Genomic DNA, 23799 nt, shown 5'->3' on the forward strand with positions numbered 1-23799 from the left:
TTGTGCAATTCACATATCAGTTTTAGCATTACAAATTCAGTCATTTATTTTTATAAATAAAAAATGAGGAATTTAATTCCTCATTTTGGTCTATTGTATGTGTTGAAAACTTTAATATGCCAGTTGAATCAGCATTCTAAAAAAACCAGCAATGATGGCTAAAGTTAAAAAACCACCCAGCCATAACAAAATAAACCACTGAGTTTGAGAAAGTTTCAAAATTCACGACCTCGCTACTGACAATGTATCTGGTTTAAATCGACCAGGTGATCAGTTTGATCACCCAATCGTCAATCCTTAAAAGGCTACTGAATGAATCAGTGATACCCCTCATCTCCAATACGTACTTTGTCTCTAAACACCCAGTAAGAAAGCCCTGTATAAATCAAGATAATCGGGATTAAAATTAATGCACCAATCAAGGCAAATAATTGACTACTTTCAGGTGCTGCCGCATCCCAAATCGTAACCGATGGTGGGATCACATAAGGCCATAAACTGATGATAAACCCGGTATAAGCAAGAAATACCAAAGCCAAGGTGTAGATAAAAGGACGAAGCTCACTGTGTGTTTTACATGCGCGCAAAATCAGAACCGTAAAGATCACCACCAAAATCGGTACAGGACTAAAATACATCAATTGAGGCTGGCTAAACCAACGTGCAGCAATTTCGGGATGAGCCATAGGTGTATAAATGCTCACGGCGCCAAAAATGACCAATAATGCAATCACCAGCTTAGGCATAAGCTGATACATACGATGCTGTAAATCAAGCTCAGTTTTAAAAATCAGCCATCCACACCCCAAAGCGGCATAAAGTATCACTACGCCGATACCGGTGAAGGCAGTAAATGGAGTCAACCAATCCAATCCTCCACCCGCATACATATGATTCTCAACTTTAATTCCTTGAATATAGGCGCCTAGAATCATACCTTGGAAAAAACTGGCAAGAATTGAACCGCCAATGAAGGCCTTATCCCATAAATGCTTGGTTCTATTGGCTTTAAAGCGAAACTCAAAAGCCACTCCACGGAAAATCAAAGCCACAACCATCAGGATAATAGGCATATACAGTGCTGATAAAACTGTGGCATAGACCATTGGAAATGCAGCATATAAACCTGCACCACCCAATACCATCCATGTTTCATTGCCATCCCAGACAGGGGCAACAGTATTCATCATTACATCACGTTCTTGCTGATCTTTAAAAAATGGAAACAGAATTCCAATTCCCAAATCAAAGCCATCCAGTACCACATAAATAAAGACGCCAATGGCAATAATGACAATCCAAATCAGAGATAAATCAATCATTATTTACGCTCCTGTTCATTTGAATCAACACTTTCATCGACACTTGTCAGTGGTCGTTTAGATGCAAGAATTACAGCTTCTTCACTATGCGCTGCACCTTCTGGTGTCGCGTGAATAAATTGCGGACCTTTATGCATCAGCTTCAGCATATAATAAATGCCTATTCCAAATACGATGCAGTAGACAACCACAAAAATAATCAGGGTTAAACCGACTTGTTCAGCAGATACTGGGGATAAAGCATCTTTAGTCCGCATCACGCCATACACAACCCACGGTTGACGACCTACTTCTGTGGTAAACCAGCCAGCAAGCAAAGCGATAAAACCTGATGGACCCATTACAAAGGCAAACCGGTGCAACCATCTATTTTCATACAACTTACCGCCCTTGCGTAAAAATAAAGCAAATGCTGCAAGTAAAATCATCAGCATACCTAAACCGACCATGATGCGAAAACTCCAAAATACGATGGTCGAATTAGGACGATCTTCAGGGGCAAATTCTTTCAAGCCTTTCACTTCACCGTCCATGGTGTGGGTCATGATCAAACTACCCAAGTTAGGAATACCAATCGCATATTTGGTTTCTTCAGCCTGCATATCTGGAATCCCGAATAGATATAAAGGCATACCTTCACCTTTATTGGTCTCCCAATGCCCTTCAATCGCAGCAAGTTTGGCAGGTTGATGCTTTAAGGTATTTAAACCATGGTTATCACCAATCAGAACTTGTAATGGAGCCAGGATTAAAATCATCCACATCGCCATGGAAAATGAGGTTTTGACCAAGGCGTCACGGCGACCTTTAAGTAGATGCCATGCTGCTGTTGCAGCAACCAATAATGCAGACACAAGGAATGCCGCAGCTGCCATGTGCGCTAAACGGTATGGAAATGATGGATTAAATACGATGGCGAACCAGTCTTGAGGAACGATAATGCCATTTTCAATCGTAAAACCTTGAGGCGTTTGCATCCAACTGTTTGAAGACAGAATCCAAAACATTGAAATACATGTCCCTACTGCGACCATTGCAGTTGCAAAAAAATGTGCTCGTGGACCAACACGCCCCCAACCAAACAACATGATTCCAAGAAAACCAGCTTCAAGGAAAAATGCACTGAGCACTTCATACGCCAATAATGGACCGGTTACAGAACCTGCAACACGTGAAAATTCACTCCAGTTGGTGCCAAATTGGTAGCTCATGACAACGCCTGATACAACGCCCATCCCAAAAGCCACAGCGAAAATTTTCACCCAAAATTTAAACAAATCTTGGTATACAGGATTTTTTGTCTTGAGCCAACGCCATTCCAATACTGCCAAAAAACTTGCCAGTCCTATTGAAATTGCAGGAAAAATAATATGAAAAGAGACAGTAAAGGCGAACTGTATGCGTGCCAATTCTAAAGCCGTTAATCCTAAATTCATGACATCACCTTATACATCGATAAAGGTTGAGTTTTGAATGCATCTCGCAATATTTTTTGTTTTGCCAGATCAGCATACGCCTGTAATTTAGTCACAGTCTGTTGCTTTATGTTTTCATTTTGCACGGATAACCCTAAAAATTGCATGCAAGGGCCTGTTTCCTGCCATTTAAGGAAAACTGAATTTATCATGGTGATTCTCAACATCAAAGATTCTAAATAGCATTACATTGTTTTACATGTCTAAAATTGACACATGGAAGCAATGAATACATGAATGTTTTATGCAGAGAATGTTGGTGGGGCTCGCCCCTGAGGAATGAGAAATAAACGCTGTAATTCAAAATAGACGTGCTGGAAGGCTTCAACATAAGCCAATAAGCGTATTTGGATACGCACCAATATTTCTTTTACGCCAATTTCTGGTGGCATCACTAAATTGCCATAAACCACACAATACTGGCATTGATGGTTCATATCATGATGATCATGATCTGAAGATGCTGCCTGTTGTGGTTGATCCAGATGTAAATAGTGATGAATAAAGCTTGAGCCTTGCTCGTGATGACTATGCGCATGCGTTGGACGTAACAAAGATTGAGTGATGTCTTCACAGACCGGAGCAATTTGATATTGCTCAGGCAAGAGCGGCTGTAAAAAAACCGCAAGCTGTAAAAATACTGTTGCAAATGCCAGCAACAAACCACTGCGTCTTAACACAATTGATTGCTCATATTGAGAGAGATACGGAAAAGCAAAATGTCACTTGAACCAATCATTCTTAATCTGTGATCAATAATAATTGAACAAAAACCAAGCTTATTACTCAACTTTTCTTATATTACTATAGTACATTTATTTTATTATTCAAAGCCTCTTTAGCACTATTTCAGCAATACTTTGCACTTTTTTTCATTTAGATTTCCTATATAAATCATCACTTGAATAGATACGTTGATTAATTTTCAACCTATTCAACATAAATAATAACAATACATCCTGAACAGCGGATTCTAGCAACGGCTAAAACGGCGACGATACTCCAATGGAGTCAATCCTGTCATCTTTCTAAATAATCGTCGAAATGAACTTGGATCAAGATAACCTACACTCTGCATAATCATATCAATGGATTGTTCGGTTTCCTCTAAACGCTTTTGAGCGGCTTCAATACGAATTGCCTGAATATAACTGTTCGGTGGTAGTCCTAAAGCTGCTTTAAAGCGGCGAATCAATGTCCTCAAAGTCACATTAAATTGCTGTGCTAAAAAAGTAATACTAATTTGCTCTGAAAAATTAACTTCAATCCATTGTTGTATGCGTTGCACCAACTCATCATGATGGAGATTAGAAATCCGTAGAATTGAATATGACAACTGACTACTACGGCGATAATCAATCACAAAAGATTTCGCTGTTTGAAGCGCAATTTCAAAACCATAAAAATGTTCGATCAGATGCAGTCCCATATCGAACCACGCCAGTCCCCCACCAGCACAATAGAGATGTTCAGCACGGGTAATCAATTGCTCAGTCTTTAAATTAACATTTGGATAACAGCGCTCAAATAAGTCTTTAAACCCCCAATGTGTTGTGGCTAGCCGATGATCTAGAATTCCAGACTCTGCTAAGAAAAAATTACCTGTACACATGCCAACAATCATCCACTGCTGTCGATCTGCATATCGAATAAAATCCATTACTCCCTGTTGTTGGCGAATGACCTGTTCAATAGCAGCACCAATCGTCGGAACAACAATCACATCCGTGCTTTGAATCGCATGAAAGGCAATATCCGTCTGAATCTGTATACCATTTATACATTGAATGGGGTTTCCATCCAAACTGGCGATTTGGACTTGAAATAGACGCTGAACATCTTGGTTTTGAATACGATTCCAACTGGCACCTGTCATTGAAAATAAATCAACAATACAGGTTAAAGCTGAAGCCAAAGCACCATCAAATCCAACCACGGTGATTTTAATCATGTTTTAAAAATGCGGTGACGAGAATAATGTCATTTATAACACTATTGATGTCATTTCTGACAAGTCTTATGTTTACATTTTTTGATTAAGCTCAATTCAGAATAAAACGATTTAAAAAGGAATTTTCATGTCTAAATTGATTCATACTAAAGATCTCAATTTTTTGCTCTATCAGGTTTTTGATGCGGAGAAATTGACGGAATTAAATCGATACAGTGAGCATGATAAAACGACGTTTGACAGCGTTTTGAATATTGCTCAAGGCATAGCAACAGATTATTTTGCACCACATTATGCTAAAGCGGACCAAAATGAACCTATTTTTGATGGTACACGTGTAACGACCATTCCAGAAATTAAAACAGCATGGCAGCAATATGCTGCTTCTGGTTTATTGTCTGCACAGCATGATTATGAACTGGGTGGAATGCAGCTTCCCACTTTAATACATATGGCATGTCATGCATTTTTTATGTCTGCCAACCCTTCTACAGCAGCATATCCGTTTCTCACTGCTGCGGCGGCAAACCTGATTCAAGCCTTTGCTGCACCTCAGCACAAGCAAACCTTTTTAGCGGCAATGCTTGATGGTCGATTTGCTGGAACAATGGCGCTCACAGAGCCAGATGTCGGTTCTTCTTTGGGGGATTTAACCACAAAAGCCACGCCACAAGCAGATGGCAGCTATCTCATCAAAGGTCAGAAAATGTTTATTTCTGGTGGTGATCAAGATATTACTGAAAATATTGTGCATTTGGTTCTAGCAAGAATTCAAGGTGCGCCGCAAGGTGTTAAAGGAATTTCACTGTTTATTGTACCCAAGTTTAAAACGCTTGTAGATGGTTCCATAGCAGAATCAAATGATGTCCATTTAAGTGGTTTATTACATAAAATGGGCTATAGAGGAACAACTTCGACTGTGCTTAGTTTTGGTGAAAATGATCAATGCCAAGGTTTTCTTATTGGAAAAGCTGGTGATGGCTTAAAATACATGTTCAAAATGATGAATGAAGCACGTGTTGGTGTGGGGTTAGGCGCAGCGATGATCGGATATCGTGGCTATTTAGAATCTTTAGACTACGCAAAAAACCGACCTCAAGGTCGATTGGTCGAAGAAAAAGATCCATTCAGTAAACCTGTCAATATTATTGAGCACAGTGATGTGAAGCGAATGTTGTTGGCACAAAAATCTTATGTAGAAGGCTCATTGGCTTTATGCTTATTTGCCGCACGATTAATCGATGAACATCAGGCAGCTGACAATACAGACAGCGCCGTTCTTTTAGACTTAATTACACCCGTAGTGAAGTCATTTCCCTCCGCTTATGGTCCCAAAGCCAATGATTTAGCAATACAAGTGCTTGGAGGTGCAGGTTATACAAAAGACTATCCTGTAGAACAGTGTTACCGCGATAATCGTCTAAATCCGATTCATGAAGGCACCTATGGCATTCAATCCTTGGATTTATTGGGGCGTAAATTATGGCAACATGATCAACAAGGCTTAAAATTACTGCTGCAACGTATTAATCGAACCCTTGATGAAGTCAATGATGATACTTCACGAAAAATTGCCAATATATTCTGTAAACATTTAGCCACCATTGAAAAAACCACCAATATACTTGGCTCAGCACTTCAACAAGGCAAAACCAAAGAAGTACTTGCCAACTCTGCACTTTATCTCGACATGTTTGGAAAGTTATTGGTTGCATGGTTATGGCTTGAGATGGTCAATAAAGCACTAAAAGCTTTCAAAGACTCAACACATCAAGAGGATATAAATTTTTTAGCAGGAAAAATTCAAGCAGCACGTTATTTTATGATGTGGGAACTTCCGGAAATCGAACATCAAGCCAAACGCTTGATCAGCTTTGATGATACCTGCTCAATGATGCAAAAAGACTGGTTTTAAATTCTGAAAAAAAGATCCATGGAGGCACCTTAACGAACCTGTCAGGGTGCTTTGTAAATATCCATCTAAGTTATTTAAAAACTTTAAAACGTACGGCATCATCCATATAAGTTTTTTCTGACGCATCAGCTTCAATTGAACCAAACACCAACTGTGCACGAAGTTTCCAGTTTTTAGGGATATCCCATTCAGCATGAACCTGTTCATCGACAATAGGATTATAGTGTTGTAAAGAAGCACCTAAACCATCACTACTTAAAGCAGTCCATGTTGCAAACTGTGCCATGGCAGTAGAATGCTCTGCCCATACCGGAAAGTTATCGGCATAAGAAGGAAACTGTGCTTGTAAACCTTTCACCACATCTTGGTCTTCAAAGAATAAAACTGTTCCAAATCCTGCAATGAAACTATCCATTTTCGATTCAGTTTTTAAAGCACTGGCTTCATCCTTAGCATAAGCTTTGAGTTGTGCTTTGACAAAATTCCAAAATTTTTCATGTTCAGCATTGAACAAAATCACTGCTCGAGATGATTGTGAGTTAAAAGATGAGGGACTTTGCTTGAATGCTTGTTGAATGAGATCAGAAAGATATTCGGGAGATTGATGGACATGACGTCCAATTGCATAAATAGTACGGCGTTTATGAATTAAATCTAAAAAAACATTCGACATGACTTAAAATCCTTGGATATATCCTCGGGAAAATCCGATAACACGAGAAAAATTATGAAGATATTTTAAAAAATCATTAATTTCAATGAATTGATAAAATCTAAAGTATTACAACATAAATAAGCTGTGCATGAATATCTGATTTCAATATAAGCTTTGAATTAAAACAAATCATCAACATGCAGCACTGTTGGATCGAATGCCAATGTTTTATCAGTCAATGAATTTAATTTTTTTCAGAACAGCATGTTTGTTATTTACACAATTTTTCATGGTAAATACATATAAGTAGCGTATTTTTAAATGGTGTCTCTACAACATTTTGCAATCAAAGCGTGTCAACTTTTAAACTGTTTAAAAAAAACAATGCGTTATAAATGAAAGTCTTAAATTTAATGGGTCTTCTCTGTGCAATCTTTATTTTACTTTTTACAATCTATTCATTATAGCAGTTCAATCATAGCAAGCCACTGAAATAACGCCATTATAAGTTCAACAAGAACAGGGCTGACTGCCCTTGTGAACACTGATGCTGTTTCAACATTTAATTAAAAATGTGCATTTAATACCTTCGCAGAAACTGTATTTTTCCAAAGCTCACGTAATGTCGGCAAATAGAATTTTTCACCCAGATCAACCAACTCTGCATCAATCAAGGCATGTGTTTCATGCATAAATAAATAATCTAATTCGACTGTAGATAATTGCGGTTGCTGTTTGGCAAATTCTTTACGCTTGACTTGTGCCTGTTTCAACAGTTGATCCGCAAAATCTTTGGTTTTATATTGACTGATCGCTTGTAAACGTAATTCGATTACTCCCCAACCTGTCAATAGTTTTTTAAAGGTTTCAAAGTCTTCACTGGTCGATTCCCATGTCATTTTTTCTAGATCTTCGTCTTCAGGAAGTACAGGAAGTAAAATTTCCATTACACTTGGAAAAATCTTTTTGAAATTTAAAATAAATTTAACAGGATGTTCACCAGGATAATCTTTAAACTGAACATGCTTCTGGACATCTGTTAAATAAATAGACAACATTAAAAAATCCTTAGTTAAGACGCTGTTTACATTCAATTATTTATAAAAATACAAATAAGTAAAAAACAGCAAAAAATGCATTCTAACAATTATAACAGTATATTCAATTCTAATTTAAGTAGAAAAAACTATTTCAGCTACCCTGTAGGATATAGAATCATGGTTTATTCTAATTTTTTAATCTCATCCCATGTTCGCGCTAAAAATTAATAGGTTTGATGCTGCTCTATCAAAAGTATGTTCCATGACAATTTAAGGAACTATTCAAAAATCTTTTCTCAATTAAAAATGCCCCTATCAGCTCAAGCAATATATATTTAAATTTCACATTAAACATCAATTATTTATAAACACTCCCTATAATTTACTGTAAAGCTTTTTAAAAAATCACCTTCTGCATTGTTTATTTGATAAATAAAATTACCACCTGTAGTTTTTTTAAAAACTTCTGACGCTAGTAAGTCACCTTTTTTACACATATTTTGTTTAATCAAACGCTGATATTTTTGTTGATCAAATTTTTTTGTTAGATCTTCTATAGACTTGATATCTTTCAAATCTGACTCAATCCATAATCCATTGCTAATCAGCCTAATTCTGGAAACGATAAAGTCACGATCTGATTGATTCGTGGTAATGTTATTAAAATTGTGATTAATTGCTTTGACCAACTCATTATATAACTTGAGATTAATGATATTGAACTGCTCATCTACTGCTCCACTTTGCAAAAAAGGTTGATCTAATGGGCTTTGAGCATTTAATTCAGCACTCATCAATAGCGCAGCTAAGAAAAATAGATAATGCATTTTTATTCTCATTATTTAAGTCACTGTTTAAGCCAGTATTCTATTCCTATAAGGTTTATTATGGAATATTTATAATTCATGCAAAAGGCATGATCAATCGATTTACATCAAGCAGCCATCATGGCTTCTCCCCCAGTTTTAGACAGCTATTCCAACTGTTTTACTGCGTTTTCTTTATTAAAGAACATCTGTATAGTATCTCTGACCATTGAAGAGAGTGGTCAACACGACAATAAAGAAAGTGGATACTGACCTGCAGGAAGCAGGTCTATTTTTTTCATTTATAAGAAAAGTAACATTAATTTTATTAAAAAAATCATTGATGTTTACATAAAAATATATGATTGAGATCATTTTATGTAACAATCAACACTCCCTCCCGAAAAAAAGAGAATCACAGATGGAGTCAGTTCGACTTTTATATGTCAGTAAAATTGCTACCGTGGATTCAGGTTTAAAACAAAATTTAATCAATATCTTAGACGAAGCAATAGATTTTAATTATCGCAATGGCGTTACTGGCGTGCTGTATTATGGACATGGATATTTTGTCCAATGTCTAGAGGGAAATCAAAGCATCATTGATGATTTATTTTATAATCGAATCGTCAAAGATGAACGGCATATCAATTGCGAAATCTTATATTACGAAAAAAATCAGACAAACTTATTTTCACAATGGACGATGAAATTTTCTCCAATCAATAAAAAGATTTCAGAGTTTTTTATGCAATACCATTTAGAAGAGTTCAATCCTTATTTACTCACTGCCGAAACAACAGAAAAATTTATATCTATTTTGGCTTGTGAGCCTGAATATCATGTGAACGAGTTTGTCGCTTAGGGATTCTTTAAAAAACCACCACCTCATGATTTTTAATCGTTGAGGTAGTGGTTGAGTCTGGCCTTAAATTATTCTCTCTTCGTCTCTTTTGAGTTGTCGCTGTCTTTCCTCTCCATTGATTCGTTCAAGACGCTTTGTCCAATATTGGAAAGCATATTGATATTTGGCAAAAAAAGCGAAAAACATAAAAATTAATGCTGGTTTTAATTCAATTTGTTCTGCTGTGCCAAACAGCTTGGCATAGAGGCTTTGTCCAAGCGAAAAAAGTTAATACCGTAAACAGAATAAAACTGAATTTTAAAAAATTATCGAAATTTTTTCCTGTAAACATTTTATTCACCATTATTAAGAATACATCTCATTATCATATAAATTGTAAGTAGAAAATATTGCATAACTTTTTCAAGCTATTTAGATCTACGACGCAGGATTTGCAAAATTTTCTTTAGATTTACTTGCTACGTAAAGTTTCATTCACTTACGCTTATAAAGCGCTCAAACAACATTTATTCACACAATAGAGAAAATATTCGTTCATCATAAAAACAAGTACTTAATTAATTTAGAGGTTAATTAATATGTCAATCGATAACAATCATTCTCCAACTGAAGAAAGAATTGAGAAAGCACAAGAAAAGCGTCGTATTCCGAAATATATTTTATTTATAGTTGCTCTATTTTTAGTTGCTATTATTGTTTACATGCTTTCTACATGGCGTGGCTAACAGTGAACTGGACATGAGTGCAATCGATTCGTAGCATCAATTACATGCGCCTAACAAATTGGCTAAGCTGGCTTAGCCAATTTTATATCGTCAGCTAATTATTTTACGTTTGGATGCACCATTTTTTCAGGTTGAACCACTTCATCAAATTGTTCAGCAGTCACAAATCCTAATTCTACCGCAACTTCTTTTAACGTCTTGTCCTGTTTATAAGCAGTTTTCGCCACCTTTGCTGCATTTTCATAACCGATCACAGGGTTAAGTGCTGTCACGAGCATCAAAGAATTATGCAAGAAGTAATCAATTTTTTCACGATTTGGTTCAATACCTACAGCACAATGCTCATCAAAACTGTTACAAGCATCACCGAGCAATTGAATCGACTGTACTAGATTATACGCAATCACAGGCATATATACATTGAGTTCGAAATTACCAGCTGCACCTGCAAAATTGATTGTTGTATCATTGCCCATCACTTGGGCCACGACCATCGTCATTGCTTCACACTGTGTGGGATTCACTTTACCCGGCATGATACTTGAGCCTGGTTCATTTTCAGGAATACGTAACTCACCTAATCCACAACGAGGACCACTCGCCAACCAACGTATATCATTGGCAATTTTGTTAAGACTCGCAGCTAAAGTCTTTAATGCACCTGAAGCAAATACAGCAGCATCTCGTCCAGCGAGTGCTTCAAACTTATTGGGGTTGGTTATGAATGGAAGACCTGTTAATTTTGCTAATTCTTCAGCCGCTTTTTCTGCATAGTTCGGATGTGCATTTAAACCCGTACCCACTGCCGTACCACCCAATGGTAGCTCATACAACCAAATCAAAGCTTGTTGCAAACGTTTTAGACCATGATCAAGTTGCGATACATAGCCACTGAACTCTTGCCCCAGTGTCAGAGGTGTAGCATCTTGTAAATGTGTGCGGCCAATCTTAACAATATCATTAAATTCTTCGGATTTACGATTTAAAGTATCACGTAAACGTTTGACTGCTGGAATGAGTAATTCATTGATTTGCAATGCTGCTGCTACGTGAATCGCGGTTGGAAATGAATCATTGGTAGATTGGGCACGATTGACATGGTCATTGGGATGAACTGGTTTCTGCGAACCTAAAGGATTACCGAGTTTTTGGTTGGCAATATTGGCAATCACCTCATTACAGTTCATATTGCTTTGTGTACCCGATCCCGTTTGCCAAACCACTAGAGGAAATTGACTGTCCCAATGACCAGCAATGACTTCGTCAGCTGCTTCTACAATATATTGTGATAATTCTTGCGGAATTTGATTGAGGCTCGCATTGCTAATCGCTGCGGCTTTTTTAACAAGCCCCATTGCTCGAATCATAGGACGTGGCATATGTTCGGTGCCGATTTTAAAGTTTTCTACACTTCGTTGAGTCTGTGCTCCCCACATTGCCTCACCGGGAACTTCAACTTCACCCATCGTGTCGTGTTCAATACGTGTCTGCATTTTCAACCTCTTAATCGTCCGAATTTTATTTTCAAGTGACAGCTTATAATATGATCATCTCTAGACAATGAATACAAGCCATTACTCCAGCGAAATCCTATGCTAAACAAATAGGCTCTCAATGTAAATGATAATTATTTACATTGCTATATCCCTTACTCATCAATAATTATTCAGCGTATTTTGGTAAAACCGCCACTCATCTTGAATCATTTGTTGAAGTGGGCGTTTTGCCTCCCACTTTAAAACATCGAGGGCTTTATGACTATTCGAAGCCACCTGATCAAGCTCATCAATCTCGTAAACTGCATCTATTTGATGTATTTTCTGTGCGGTCACGTCCTCAATCGTGTTGATTAAATCTTGGATTGAGCTTACAGTTCCTGAAATATCAAAGCTCTCACAGACATTATTTTGCTCATGCAACCAATAGATACTGGACTGAATAGCATCACAGACATCAAGTACATGTACAAAACTACGCTCAGTGGTTTTGTCTTCCGTATCGGCATGACGATGAACTTCAATCAAGTCACGCTGTTGTGCTGCGACCTGCAATGCTAATGGAACAATATTTTTTGGTAATGGCGTAATAAACTCCCCTAGTACACCATGCTCAAAAGCTCCAACTACATTTGATAATCTTAGAATCGCAATTTTCCACTCTTGATCAGTTCTAAACGTGTCCTTGATGATTTCTTCAATCATTTGTTGAGATTTGATATAAGGATTCGGATAAGAATAATTAAAAGCGATTTCTTCGTTTAAATTTAAACTCGATTGCGCATAGACCATAAGACTAGAAAGATGAACTAAATTTCTTACGCCTGTACGTTGCATGGCCCGCAAAAGGCTCATAATACAACTGACATTGTCGTTATAATATTCAAGTGGCTTGAGATTAGACTCTTCAATAGATTTGAACCCCGCACAATGCACCACGGTATCTATTGAATATTGTTCAAATACTTTATTTAGCGCCGGGGTATTACGTATATCAATTTTAACAAATGGAATATACATTCCTGTAATAAATTCCAAACGCTCTAAACACTGCAGATTTGCATTGGCTAGATTATCAACAATGACGACCTCTTGCCTTTGAGCTAGCAAACTTAAAACCACATGCGAGCCTATAAAGCCTAAACCACCAGTCACTAAAATCATTGTATACTACCTATCATTATCAAGTTTGAATGTTGCAAACTGTCCATTCTCCAAGTGAATCGCCATCAAATGAGTACTTTATTACTAATCACTGCTGCTCCAAGTTCAATTCATGCATGGCATGCATTGGGGTTAGCTCAGGCTTTAAAAGCAAAAGATCAAGAATTTCGTGTGTTCTTCTATCAAGATGGTGTACAAGTTGCCAACAACTTGCAATGGATTCCTGATGATCAACGTAATTTATCTGTAGAGTGGCAAAAACTCGCAATTCGACTTCCAGTCTGTGTGAGTGCCGCCCTAGCGCGTGGAATAACAGATCAAGAAAATGCTAAACGCCATCAAATTCAAACACATAATCTTGCAAAAGGTTTTGATCTTGTTGGACTTGGAGAACTTGCAGATGCAGTCCAATCTACAGATCGTCTCATTCAATTCTAAGTTTATCTTCCCATTAGAGTGTTGCATTTAAAAGGTAATTTGTGTGAATACTGTACTCGTGGTTATAACCCAAGCAAACTTAACCAATCTGCAAGTTTATGAAAGCTTGTCAGCAACCATGGTTCTTGCTACTTTTGGATGCAAAGTCAAAGTGTTACTTAAAGATGCCGGTCTAAGTTTGTTAAAATCCGAATTGGATTTTGAAGCTCTAAAACAGGCATTTAAACTTGCGTCGAACATGGTCGATAGCTTTGAATTTTATGATCTAACCCCAGTTTTAGTAGAGAATATGAATAAAAGCAACGCTTTTGTTACTCAATCACAACAAGAGTTAGCATTCATCGATTTGAATAGTGAATTTATTCAGTCCTTTGACCATGTTCTGTATTGGTAAAATGATTAAGGTAATTACGAATGTCTGATAAAACACTTTACTTAATTCAATCATGCTTTTCCCAAACAGATCGAATTTTAACCCAACTTGATCAAATGTATTCTCCCCATGATCATATCATTTTAATGGGGGACGCCGTGCTATACGCACATGACGATCGCTTAGAACAGAAGAGAAATTTGTACATCTTAGAAAATGATGCGGAAATTCTCCCAGAAAAGTGCCCAAATCACATTCAATTAATCAACTATGCACAGTTTGCAGAACTGGTTTTAGACTTCACACGCTGCGTTAGTTTAAAATAAATTATCACTGTGGTTTTATTGCTTTATCATTTAGGTTGTTTTATGCGTTTAGAATTAGATCAAGACGGTCACTTAGTTGATTATACGATTTGGGATGAACAGGTTGCTCAAGCGCTGGCACAAAGTTTAGAACTGGAGCTTACTCCTTGGCATTTCGAAATTCTATACGCTGTTCGTCAATTTTACACTCAATTTGGCCACTCTCCTGCAACTCGCCCATTGATTAAATTTTTAATGAAAAGTGTAAGTCCTGAAATTGATAATGCTGTGTTGCAAGATAAGTTTAATACAGGCCTAGTTGCTCGACATTTAAGTCGTTTGGCAGGTATTCCTAAACCTGCAAATTGCTTGTAATCTATTTATAGACAGTGATTCGTTCACATATATGTTAAGGTGAACGAACCCTTCTAGATTAGGGCTTAGATAAATAGATTATTTCACTCTTTTTCTAAGTAAATCCCATTGGTATTTGAAAAAATATTTCAATGATAAATTGGGATTGGCTATAGCTTTAGACTTGTTATTATTCTTTTCATTATCATCACTTTTTCTATGATCATAATCTAAAAAATTAGCTGTTGTGCCTCGTAAAAACTGAAAACTCGATCCTTTGGCAGTTAATTTCTGTGCTTCAAATATATGATCTAGTCCAAAACGATGTCCCAACTCATGTACGACCACTTGATTAAATATATTCTGTGGGCATTTTAATAAAACAACACTTTCTCCCCCACTTCCAACGCCTTCTTTTTTTGAAACATTTGTTACAAAAACATAGTTTTTTATTGCTAAATTTTTATCTTGATATTTTTTATAAAATTTACTTAAATCACTTAAAAAATAACTGGTATCATTGATATTAAGTTTATTTAAAGAAATATTTACATCGACATCATTTTTACGATATTTTCTAAAATCAAACTCTGGAGCATTTGTTATTTCTACATTAATTAAGGCTTGGTTAAATGATCTATTTTTTAAAAAATCCTCATAATCATGCGTACGTTTTTGGCTTAGGCCATCAGTCACTACATCTACAAAAACAACTTTTAAAGTTGGAATTACCGCATTATGGTAAATCATCAGCTTCCCTACTTTCTCTTGCGCCTCACCTTTTATTGCTGTAACGATGATTTCTCCATGTTTTTGTAAAGGACCTACACACTTAATCTTAACGATCTCGGATGCTAGATAATAAGTCTCTTCTTCTCTTTTATTCTCTTCACCTAAATCTCGGGTCATTTTATTTGCGTAAATAAAATCTTCGATACTGAGCTCTGTTGGCTCAATAACAATATGAGGATTCGAAACCTCAAATTTAATCTTGGAACCATCATTATTTAAGGAAAAATTATTTTCTGAATTTAATAACTTTAACTCTAAATTTAACCTCACCTCACGATTCAAAGAATTAGAATGGTCCATATTTTCCTGTGAAAATGGGTAGATCGCCAACCACGCAGGAATATATTCAGTACCAAATGGGCTAATTTTACTGATTTGATCACTGGTATAAGTCGCTTTTAATGAGGCTATAGAACCACTGACTAAAGCGACTTTTTTTCCAAATTCTGCTGCGGTATTGGCTCTAAAATAGGTTAACTTTTTAAAATATTCGGGTCTGTACCAATCAAAACCATAACTTCCATCATAGATATTATCTTCACATCTTCGAAAGTGAATTGTGAACTTCTGTAAGCAACTATCACATGTTTCTCCAACTGTAGGGCTTGATCCAATTCCCATATCATCGCTCCGTATTACATTTTCCTAAGCTATTAAAATATTTTTTCATTTAAATAATTATCATCTATTAAGTACTTATAACTTTTAATTAAAATAAAAGATTATTCATTGTTAATGATCTCAATGTTAGTTTCACAAAAAGTTATTGTTTAGCTTTAAACTCAAATTTTTAATTCAAGTTTTAATTATATATTTTTTTATCCCATATGGTATAAATTTCCCACACCTTCACATACATCAATATATCAAAATAATAGATGATATTGAATGTCTGTGAAAAATACCATTTAAGATGGAATTACAGCCTAAACGATGCTTATTTTTTAAAGATATTTCAGCTTTATGTTTTATTATTACATGGCTGACCTTTTTATCGTTCAGGTTTAAGTAAGGCTAGATTCACACAAGTCAATCATGCCTGTTTATTACTTTTCTCTAAATATTGAAAAAATGCGGGTGTAATTGAAGGTTTGACCTGACGTGCTGTAATGGCCTGCTGACATTCAGAACAGATCAAAACGGCAGTAAATTTATGCCCACATGCAGTATGCTCAAATGCCATCGGTGCACCTAAACCTTCATCCATCCATTTATCTGCCCACGTCACCATTGTCAATAAAATTGGATAAAGCTCTAGACCTTTTTCCGTTAAACGATACTCAAAACGCTCTTGTCGCTCAACATAGGGAACTTTGATCAATATTTTATGTTCAACCAAACGTTTTAAACGCTCCGCGAGTACATGACGAGTGACGCCTAAATTTGCTTGAAAATCATCGAAACGACGCATTCCCATAAATGCATTACGAAGAATAAGCATCGTCCAACGATCACCTAGAACTGACAACGTGCGCGCAATTGAACAAGGTTGATTGCCTATTTCTTCCCATTTCATATAAACGTCCAAATAACCTATTAGCATCTAAAATTACTTATTTATACTATGGAAGAAACACAATAAGAAAGATAGTATTTTTAAAAAGATTTTTTTGTCTGGCGCTATTTTAATGAATAAAATTTCATCCGATTCAACAACCTCTTTTGAAGCATACAATCTGCTTAAATGATCATTTTTTTCAAGGATGATGTAATTCATTAAATGGTGAATTCAAACGATTATATGTTGTTCGATATTAAAAAGCACTTGATTGATCAAAAAGTTAAATGTAATAAAAGCCCAATATTGGACTTTTATTACATGTTGTATACTTACTTATTGAGTAATTTATCAATTACACCAAATTTTTTAAAGATTTTGGCGCGACGTTTTGGATAAATATTGGCTTTACTCAAATCGCCCTTGTAATGGTCAAATACACGTTTATCCATGATTTTGAACCACCAAGATGGAATCATCGCTGGCAACAACATACTTGCATAACCACTTGGTAACTCAGGGGCTTCATCAAAATGACGTAATGCCTGAAATGGGCGTGTAGGATAAGCATGATGATCTGAATGACGCTGTAACTGATACAAGAACAGATTCGTCACAATATTATTATTATTCCAGCTGTGTTCTGGCATGGTACGTTCATATTTGCCTGTTTCATCCTTTTGACGCAATAAGCCATAGTGCTCGATGTAGTTAATGATCTCAAATAAACCAATACTATATGCGGACTGCGTAGCCAAATAAGGCAATATACCTTGACCAAATAGCCCTACCATGGATGAATGGAATGCAGCAGTCATGCTCCAGCCTTGCAACAACTCATTGTCTTTACACCAAAACCCAAGCCCTTTGCGTTTAAGGCGGTTGGTTTCAATTTCGATTGCGGATTTAAATGATCCGATGACTGTACGCGGTAAAAACTCATAAAAAGTCTCACCCATCTGTGAAGAAGCTGGATCTTCTGGAGTTGCAGCACGCTTATGGTGTCCATAAGGATGTTCAATACGGAAATGATTATATCCAGAAGGAACTAAAGCCAAATGTGATAAAATATGATCCATACGATCATGTTTATGACTGAGTTCATGCGCCGTGTTGATGGCAATCCCGTTAATCGCACCCATTGAAATACCCAAGAGTATCTTATCAAGCAATGAAGTTTGCTTACGCCCAACCAAATAGCACGCATACACATTTGCTGCATATTGAATAGGAATAAAAGATTTAACTAATCGAGAATAATAAGGATCTTGTTCGAGTAATTTGACATCTTCAGCCGTTGGATTGTTTTGGTCTTTACCAATTAAAGAGTCAATAGCAGGAATAATCACATGCAATACAATCGGACCACCCAATGCAAAAACTTTTTTAAGTGGCTTAGGTGCAACATGATAGCCCGCCAAAATACCCAAACCAATCACTGGCAGTGATGGACTAATCATCCAAAGATAACGCTTTTTATCAAGTGCCAAACCAGACTTCGGTTTTATTTCTAGCAATTGCTGTTCAGTCAATTGAACTGGTGCATTCATGGCTGTATCTTCCCTATCTTTCTACTTATCTATATATTTAAATAAAGATCACTTGAAAGACAGTTGCAAGCGTCCATAAAACCTATGAAAAAGTCTTTGGCATCTTCAACACAGGGATTGTCCTTTACGCACATGTTTTAATTACATCACAGCTTTTTATTATTTGAAAATAGGAAATTTAAACCATAATTATGGATGCTTTAAGTAAAATTTTTGATGATATTCATCTCAACCATTCAGAATATATTTATCTGCAAGCGCAAGGCGACTGGTCATTCCAGAGCCCTAAACAAGATGCGGTCATTGCACATATTGTCTTGTATGGCGATGCTTATTTAGAATTTTCCCCTTCAATGCATGTCACTTTACACACGGGTGATATGTTTTTAATTCCCGCAGGATTAGCCCATACCGTTAAAAACCAGCCAAATACCCAACTGATTGAAAACTTAAATATTGAACCTTTGTTTGATGGACTCAGACAGGATGCCATCGAATTTGGTCAGGGTAGTTCAGAAAAAACTTTGATACTGACTGTACGCTGCCATATGAATGCGATTATGGCACGTCCATTAATCAATGCACTCCCTCCCTTCCTACACATTCAAAATGCATTGAGTGATGAAGCGCCCGAGTGGCTTAAAATCGGGCTGTATTTTGTATCTGCTGAAACGCGTAGAACTGTCGCAGGCAAAAACAAGATTATGGATCATGTGGTGAGCATTTTAATGATTGAATCCGTGCGAGATTTCATTGAACAAATGCAAGACCACAATAACTGGTTGAATGCATTGATTCATCCTGAATTATCAAATGCCTTAGCAGCCATCCATAGTCGCCCTGAACATAACTGGACCGTAGAAAGTTTAGCTGAAACCTGTTGTATGTCTCGCTCAAAATTTGCCAGTCTATTCAATCAGATTATTGGCGAGACACCGCTGGCATATTTACAGCAGCACCGTTTACGTCTGGCCAGCCAACTGCTTAAACAAGGTCAACTCTCCATTCAGCAAATTGCCCATCAAGTAGGCTATTCTTCTGAAACCGCATTCAGCCAAGCATTTAAAAAGCAATTTGAACTAAGCCCAAGTCAATACCGTAATCAGCTTTAACCATGACTACACAGATTCAGGGCAAAACACACAAGCAAATAAAAAAGCGCCGAAGCGCTTTTTTATTTGCTAAATTTCACAATTATTTAATCTTGGCTTGTGATTTCAAATAACGAGAATAATCATCAAGTAATTGTTCACCACGGAATTTTTGGTACATTTGCGTCAACTGTTGTACTTCAGCCGGATTCATTTGAGCAATATCTGCTTTTTTCACATTGGCAACTGCTACAACGACCAATTCATCAGGTAACTTGGCTGTAGTCACAGACCACATACCCGCTTTGGGTACAGGCAGACTGAATGCAGCACGTTCAATTTCGCGTTTAAGCCCTTGTGAACGCGTGAATGTTCCTGCATGTACAAAATTAGATTGGTATTTCGCAGTCACTGCTTGTGCAGGTAACTTTTTGAAATCTTCAATCATTGCATTCAATTTTGCATGTGCAGCATCAAATGCTTTCTGTTCAATCAACTGTGCTTTCACACGTGCTGTAGCCTGAGCTAAAGGTTGGGTGCCCGCTGGATAGTATTTACGGACCTTGATCCACACCACATCACCATTGGCCATTTGTATATTACCAGAAGCTGTTGTATTGCCGTTTTTAACATCCTCGGCAAATAATTTCGTTTTAACCGCAGGATCTGCCAAAACAGGATTGTTCGTGGCTAAATTAACATTCTTCGCTGACTGAACCTGTACTGTTTTCACGGCTTGGGCTACCACATCAAGCGAATCGCTATTCACAACTTGGTCATTTAAGCTATTTACAGTATCTGAGAAGTAATTTGCAGATTTGTTTTTCAGTACTTCAGCTGTTAATTCCGCCTTTTTGCTTTCCAATGATGGAATTGTTCCCGTAGGTGTATTGACTTCAATAATATGATAGCCAAAATCTGTTTTTACAGGTTTCGCCACTTGACCATTCGCAGTCGAGGCAACAGCTTTGTCAAAATCAGCTCCGAACACACCAGGCGTATAGGCTGCGAGCGCGCCACCTTTTACTTTAGAATCTGGATCTTCAGAGTATTGTGCAGCCGCTTGAGCAAAAGTCATACCTGCCTGAATTTTTGCATAGATCTCATTTGCCAAAGTTGCAGCTTGTTCAGGAGTACGTGAATCGGTTGTAATCAGAATGTGCTTTACATCATGTTTTAAATTTTGCTTATATTTCTCTACAAATTGCGCATATGCTTGATTCAACTCTGCATCGGACACAGCAGCATTTGGTTGGCTCAATGTTGCAGGGCTCAACACAACATAATCCACATCTACAGCAGCAACCTGTTTAAATTTATTTAGATGCTTGTTGTAATAATCTGCAATTTCTTGGTTCGTTACTTTAACGTTAGCTTTATAATCATCCAGTTTTACACTCGATAAAAATAATTCACGTTGTTCAGACTGCAAATTTGCGATCTGTTGAATATCCAACTGACTAATCAATGCATTATCTGAAATCGTTGAACTCAGAATACTCAACGCAAAATCCTGGCGAATATTTTGAATAAATGCTTGACTGGTTAAGCCTTGTGAACGTAAATAATTCGCATACAAATTATTCGAAAATTTACCATTTTCCTGAAAAGCAGGAATTTGCGCAATTTTCTGTTCAATTTGAGCATCACTCAAAGTCACACCCAATTTATCTGCTTGTTGTCTCAAAAGACTTTGGCTGATCAGATAATCCAGTGCTTTATTTGCAATAAATTCTTTGTTTAACAATGACTCGTCCCCATGGACTGCAGGGTTTGCCAATAACTGATCCGTATAGCTTTTGGTGACCGTTTCTAACTCTTTTTTAGAAATATCTTGACCATTAACAGTTTTAGCCACATCTGCTTTTTGCCCACCACTGAAATAACCTTCAATACCGACCACCGCAAATGGCGCTAAAAATAACACAAGGAGAACTTTACCAAACCAGCCCCTTATGAGAGTGCGAAACGATTCCATGAGTATTCCAATATTATATTTCGTAAGGATTCTAACTGAAATTGTGAGATGAATGAACGAGCAATCACTGATAATTTAATTTTATTTCATAAAAAACGCGCCACATGGGCGCGCTTTCGATAAGCTCAGATTAAGCTACTGAGTCTTTTAAGCCTTTACCAGCTTTAAAGCTAGGCACTTTGCTTGCTTTAATCTGAAGCTCTTCACCAGTTTTAGGGTTACGACCAGTACGTGCAGCGCGGTCTTTAACACTAAAAGTACCAAAGCCTACTAAAGTAACCGTGTCGCCTTTTTTAAGCGCTTCACCAATTGAAGCAATAGTCGCATCTAATGCTTTACCTGCATCAGACTTTGACAATCCCCCTTTTTCTGCAATCGCATCGATTAATTCTGATTTATTCATGAAGATTACGTCCTCTTATTTCGTTTGTTTAAGTTCCAAGGCTGTAGATCAAAGGCCATGACGACTTTATAGCAATGCTTTGGGGGAAAACGCAAGACTCCAAACACGCTTTTCTCAAAAATTACGACTAAAAATGAGTTTTTTTTTTGATTCATCCCGATTATTTCATTTTTTGAGCAATTGCTCGCGTAAGTTTTGATTCTCATCCGCCAATGCATCCACCTTGTGGTGTAACTGCATAATCAAGCTCTCAAGGTGTTGAAGATCCTTTGCCGTGACGAGACCTATTCGATTAAGCGAGTGATTTACACCATGATCGAGAAGCTTTTCTACTTTATCTTTGGTTTCCGTGACAGATTCTTTGGTTTTCTCTGACACTTTATTGACCGTTTGATCAGTGACTTCAACTGTTTTTGATTCAAGTTCCTCTCCAACTTTGACTAAAGAATCAAATAATTTATTGCCTTCTTCTTCTGCACGCGAAAAGGCACCCAGCCCCGCCAACCAAATCTGTTTTGTATATTTTCTAAAATCTAGTGCTGATTTTTTATGATTTCTCGATTTTGAATGTGATAAATGCTGTTCATTTTGGTCTTCCTGCAGACCGAATTGTTCTTTATTGCTCTTTTTCATATCCTGCTCCATTTGCCCAAAACTCCAGCTTTTAATGACCTATATGACCAAATTATGTAGAAAATATATCTATAATATCAAATAAAGCTATTGAACCTTTTGCTAAACTGTTCTACAAAAGCAAAGTAATTGTTTAATGTTAAGGAACACTTGCCAATTCAACAATGGTCATTTAAATATTTTTTTTATATGATTGTTGAAATAATGTGTTTCACATCACAGATAAATTTGTTTCAAAGTTATTTTAGAGATCGGATTCTCAATTTGTTATAGGAATGTTTTATGAATGAATCGCAACAAAAGCAAGGTCACTCTCGTTTGTTGCTAAACATTGTCATGATTATCTTGGAAACTATTTATTCTTTTGTATTAAAGCATGATCGTGTTGTTCGTTTACAAGCAAAAAAATTTGTCGAACAGCAAATGACCATTAAAATAAATAGTTACATTCCTTATTTTGACTTCTATATTCAATTTACCGATCGCGGCATTTTGTTTGACTTGCAAGCGCCTGAAAAACCTGTAGACCTTTCTGTTAGTAGTACATTAATTGATTTGGTCCAAATTTTTGTTTTTGCCAATCGCCGCAGTATGAAAAAAATGCGTTTAGAAGGCAGTGACATTCTTAAAGATCAGTTTCGTGATCTGGTGATTCATTTGACAGCACCTAAACTCTTGTCAGATTGGAAACAGTGGTTAACTCATCCAGATGATGACAATCAGACACGTGCATCAAAAAAACGTATCGCCCCTTTGCTGGAAAAAATTGATCAGCAACGCTCAAAGATCAATACCCTTCAAGTTGAGGTGAAACAATATCAAAATCGTGTTCGTCGTCTGCAGCAAAATCAACAGCGTTTATATACGGCTTTAGGTGTATTAGGCTTTCTATTTGTTGCACTAATCATGTATAATTTATGGCAAATATTCATGTAAAATATTTTATGTGATTTTATTCTTATAACAATAA

General features: G+C 36.8%; 25 protein-coding genes. 9 read left to right on the forward strand and 16 right to left on the reverse strand.

The genetic code is table 11. The features are described from left to right. Positions 1 to 111 precede the first annotated feature (111 nt). The 5 genes from OSH00_RS05950 to OSH00_RS05970 form a co-directional block, all read right to left on the reverse strand. On the reverse strand, positions 112 to 219 hold the full coding sequence (locus OSH00_RS05950; RefSeq protein ID WP_196076409.1) for a DUF2474 domain-containing protein: 108 nt from the start codon (positions 217 to 219) through the stop codon (positions 112 to 114). A gap of 98 nt (positions 220 to 317) precedes the next feature. Next, a complete protein-coding gene (gene cydB / locus OSH00_RS05955) occupies positions 318 to 1322 on the reverse strand; it encodes a cytochrome d ubiquinol oxidase subunit II (protein ID WP_266129665.1) in 1005 nt (334 codons plus the stop codon). Then, entirely contained in the window at positions 1322 to 2758 is a 1437-nt protein-coding gene (locus tag OSH00_RS05960; protein WP_266129666.1) for a cytochrome ubiquinol oxidase subunit I, read from the reverse strand. Before OSH00_RS05960 ends, cydB begins: the two co-directional genes overlap by 1 nt. A 281-nt stretch (positions 2759 to 3039) precedes the next feature. Continuing rightward, complete coding sequence (locus tag OSH00_RS05965; protein ID WP_266129667.1) at positions 3040 to 3477, reverse strand: DUF2946 domain-containing protein; 438 nt, start codon at positions 3475 to 3477, stop codon at positions 3040 to 3042. 293 nt (positions 3478 to 3770) lie between these two features. Continuing rightward, entirely contained in the window at positions 3771 to 4748 is a 978-nt protein-coding gene (locus OSH00_RS05970; protein ID WP_266129668.1) for a GlxA family transcriptional regulator, read from the reverse strand. A 127-nt stretch (positions 4749 to 4875) separates the two neighbouring features. On the opposite strand from OSH00_RS05970, the gene OSH00_RS05975 reads away from it, so the two are divergent. Further along, positions 4876 to 6663 (forward strand): acyl-CoA dehydrogenase, encoded by a 1788-nt coding sequence (locus OSH00_RS05975; protein WP_266129669.1) that lies wholly within the window; start codon positions 4876 to 4878, stop codon positions 6661 to 6663. Between the two features lie 70 nt (positions 6664 to 6733). Here the strand turns inward: OSH00_RS05975 and OSH00_RS05980 are convergent, their stop codons facing one another. The 3 genes from OSH00_RS05980 to OSH00_RS05990 all read right to left on the reverse strand — a co-directional run bounded on the left by OSH00_RS05980 (position 6734) and on the right by OSH00_RS05990 (position 9185). Beyond that, on the reverse strand, positions 6734 to 7336 hold the full coding sequence (locus OSH00_RS05980; protein WP_266129670.1) for a nitroreductase family protein: 603 nt from the start codon (positions 7334 to 7336) through the stop codon (positions 6734 to 6736). Positions 7337 to 7884: 548 nt separating this feature from the next. Further along, positions 7885 to 8376, reverse strand: a complete 492-nt coding sequence (locus tag OSH00_RS05985; protein ID WP_266129671.1) for a hypothetical protein — start codon at positions 8374 to 8376, stop codon at positions 7885 to 7887. Between the two features lie 344 nt (positions 8377 to 8720). After that, positions 8721 to 9185: a hypothetical protein gene (locus tag OSH00_RS05990; protein ID WP_266129672.1), complete on the reverse strand. Its 465-nt coding sequence runs from the start codon at positions 9183 to 9185 to the stop codon at positions 8721 to 8723. A gap of 400 nt (positions 9186 to 9585) precedes the next feature. Here OSH00_RS05990 and OSH00_RS05995 point away from each other — a divergent pair, with 400 nt between their 5' ends. Then, a complete protein-coding gene (locus OSH00_RS05995; protein WP_266129673.1) occupies positions 9586 to 10029 on the forward strand; it encodes a BLUF domain-containing protein in 444 nt (147 codons plus the stop codon). Positions 10030 to 10607: 578 nt separating this feature from the next. Next, the gene (locus OSH00_RS06000) at positions 10608 to 10754 is read left to right on the forward strand and encodes a hypothetical protein (protein WP_196077782.1); all 147 of its coding nucleotides are present in this window, start codon (positions 10608 to 10610) and stop codon (positions 10752 to 10754) included. A gap of 98 nt (positions 10755 to 10852) precedes the next feature. Here the strand turns inward: OSH00_RS06000 and fumC are convergent, their stop codons facing one another. Next, complete coding sequence (fumC, locus tag OSH00_RS06005; protein WP_266129674.1) at positions 10853 to 12247, reverse strand: class II fumarate hydratase; 1395 nt, start codon at positions 12245 to 12247, stop codon at positions 10853 to 10855. A 162-nt stretch (positions 12248 to 12409) separates the two neighbouring features. Continuing rightward, positions 12410 to 13414, reverse strand: a complete 1005-nt coding sequence (locus OSH00_RS06010) for an NAD-dependent epimerase/dehydratase family protein (protein ID WP_266129675.1) — start codon at positions 13412 to 13414, stop codon at positions 12410 to 12412. Positions 13415 to 13483: 69 nt separating this feature from the next. Between OSH00_RS06010 and tusD the strand changes: the two genes are divergently transcribed. From tusD to OSH00_RS06030, 4 genes are read left to right on the forward strand one after another with little or no spacing between them, the layout of a single operon-like run. Further along, entirely contained in the window at positions 13484 to 13852 is a 369-nt protein-coding gene (gene tusD, locus OSH00_RS06015) for a sulfurtransferase complex subunit TusD (protein ID WP_042087054.1), read from the forward strand. 43 nt (positions 13853 to 13895) lie between these two features. Next, positions 13896 to 14246: a hypothetical protein gene (locus OSH00_RS06020; RefSeq protein WP_266129676.1), complete on the forward strand. Its 351-nt coding sequence runs from the start codon at positions 13896 to 13898 to the stop codon at positions 14244 to 14246. Positions 14247 to 14266: 20 nt separating this feature from the next. After that, positions 14267 to 14551 (forward strand): DsrH/TusB family sulfur metabolism protein, encoded by a 285-nt coding sequence (locus tag OSH00_RS06025; RefSeq protein ID WP_266129677.1) that lies wholly within the window; start codon positions 14267 to 14269, stop codon positions 14549 to 14551. 42 nt (positions 14552 to 14593) lie between these two features. Continuing rightward, on the forward strand, positions 14594 to 14905 hold the full coding sequence (locus tag OSH00_RS06030) for a TusE/DsrC/DsvC family sulfur relay protein (RefSeq protein ID WP_266129678.1): 312 nt from the start codon (positions 14594 to 14596) through the stop codon (positions 14903 to 14905). A 78-nt stretch (positions 14906 to 14983) separates the two neighbouring features. Here the strand turns inward: OSH00_RS06030 and OSH00_RS06035 are convergent, their stop codons facing one another. The 3 genes from OSH00_RS06035 to OSH00_RS06045 all read right to left on the reverse strand — a co-directional run bounded on the left by OSH00_RS06035 (position 14984) and on the right by OSH00_RS06045 (position 18724). Further along, entirely contained in the window at positions 14984 to 16297 is a 1314-nt protein-coding gene (locus OSH00_RS06035; RefSeq protein WP_266129679.1) for a hypothetical protein, read from the reverse strand. A gap of 412 nt (positions 16298 to 16709) precedes the next feature. Further along, complete coding sequence (locus OSH00_RS06040; RefSeq protein ID WP_266129680.1) at positions 16710 to 17192, reverse strand: winged helix-turn-helix transcriptional regulator; 483 nt, start codon at positions 17190 to 17192, stop codon at positions 16710 to 16712. Between the two features lie 314 nt (positions 17193 to 17506). After that, on the reverse strand, positions 17507 to 18724 hold the full coding sequence (locus OSH00_RS06045; protein WP_266129681.1) for an alkane 1-monooxygenase: 1218 nt from the start codon (positions 18722 to 18724) through the stop codon (positions 17507 to 17509). A 191-nt stretch (positions 18725 to 18915) separates the two neighbouring features. On the opposite strand from OSH00_RS06045, the gene OSH00_RS06050 reads away from it, so the two are divergent. Beyond that, positions 18916 to 19836 (forward strand): AraC family transcriptional regulator, encoded by a 921-nt coding sequence (locus tag OSH00_RS06050; RefSeq protein WP_196076864.1) that lies wholly within the window; start codon positions 18916 to 18918, stop codon positions 19834 to 19836. 82 nt (positions 19837 to 19918) lie between these two features. Here OSH00_RS06050 and OSH00_RS06055 read toward each other — a convergent pair whose 3' ends face one another. The 3 genes from OSH00_RS06055 to OSH00_RS06065 form a co-directional block, all read right to left on the reverse strand. Next, positions 19919 to 21793, reverse strand: coding sequence for a SurA N-terminal domain-containing protein (locus OSH00_RS06055; protein ID WP_266129682.1), 1875 nt, complete (start codon positions 21791 to 21793; stop codon positions 19919 to 19921). A gap of 130 nt (positions 21794 to 21923) precedes the next feature. After that, a complete protein-coding gene (locus OSH00_RS06060; protein WP_004720620.1) occupies positions 21924 to 22196 on the reverse strand; it encodes an HU family DNA-binding protein in 273 nt (90 codons plus the stop codon). A 165-nt stretch (positions 22197 to 22361) separates the two neighbouring features. Continuing rightward, positions 22362 to 22841: a phasin family protein gene (locus OSH00_RS06065; protein WP_266129683.1), complete on the reverse strand. Its 480-nt coding sequence runs from the start codon at positions 22839 to 22841 to the stop codon at positions 22362 to 22364. A 270-nt stretch (positions 22842 to 23111) separates the two neighbouring features. Here OSH00_RS06065 and OSH00_RS06070 point away from each other — a divergent pair, with 270 nt between their 5' ends. Beyond that, positions 23112 to 23765 carry a hypothetical protein gene (locus OSH00_RS06070; protein ID WP_266129684.1) on the forward strand — a complete coding sequence of 218 codons (654 nt, stop codon included), beginning with the start codon at positions 23112 to 23114 and terminating at the stop codon, positions 23763 to 23765. The last annotated feature ends 34 nt before the right edge of the window (positions 23766 to 23799 follow it).

It is taken from the genome of Acinetobacter nematophilus, assembly GCF_026344175.1.
Taxonomy (GTDB): domain Bacteria; phylum Pseudomonadota; class Gammaproteobacteria; order Pseudomonadales; family Moraxellaceae; genus Acinetobacter; species Acinetobacter nematophilus.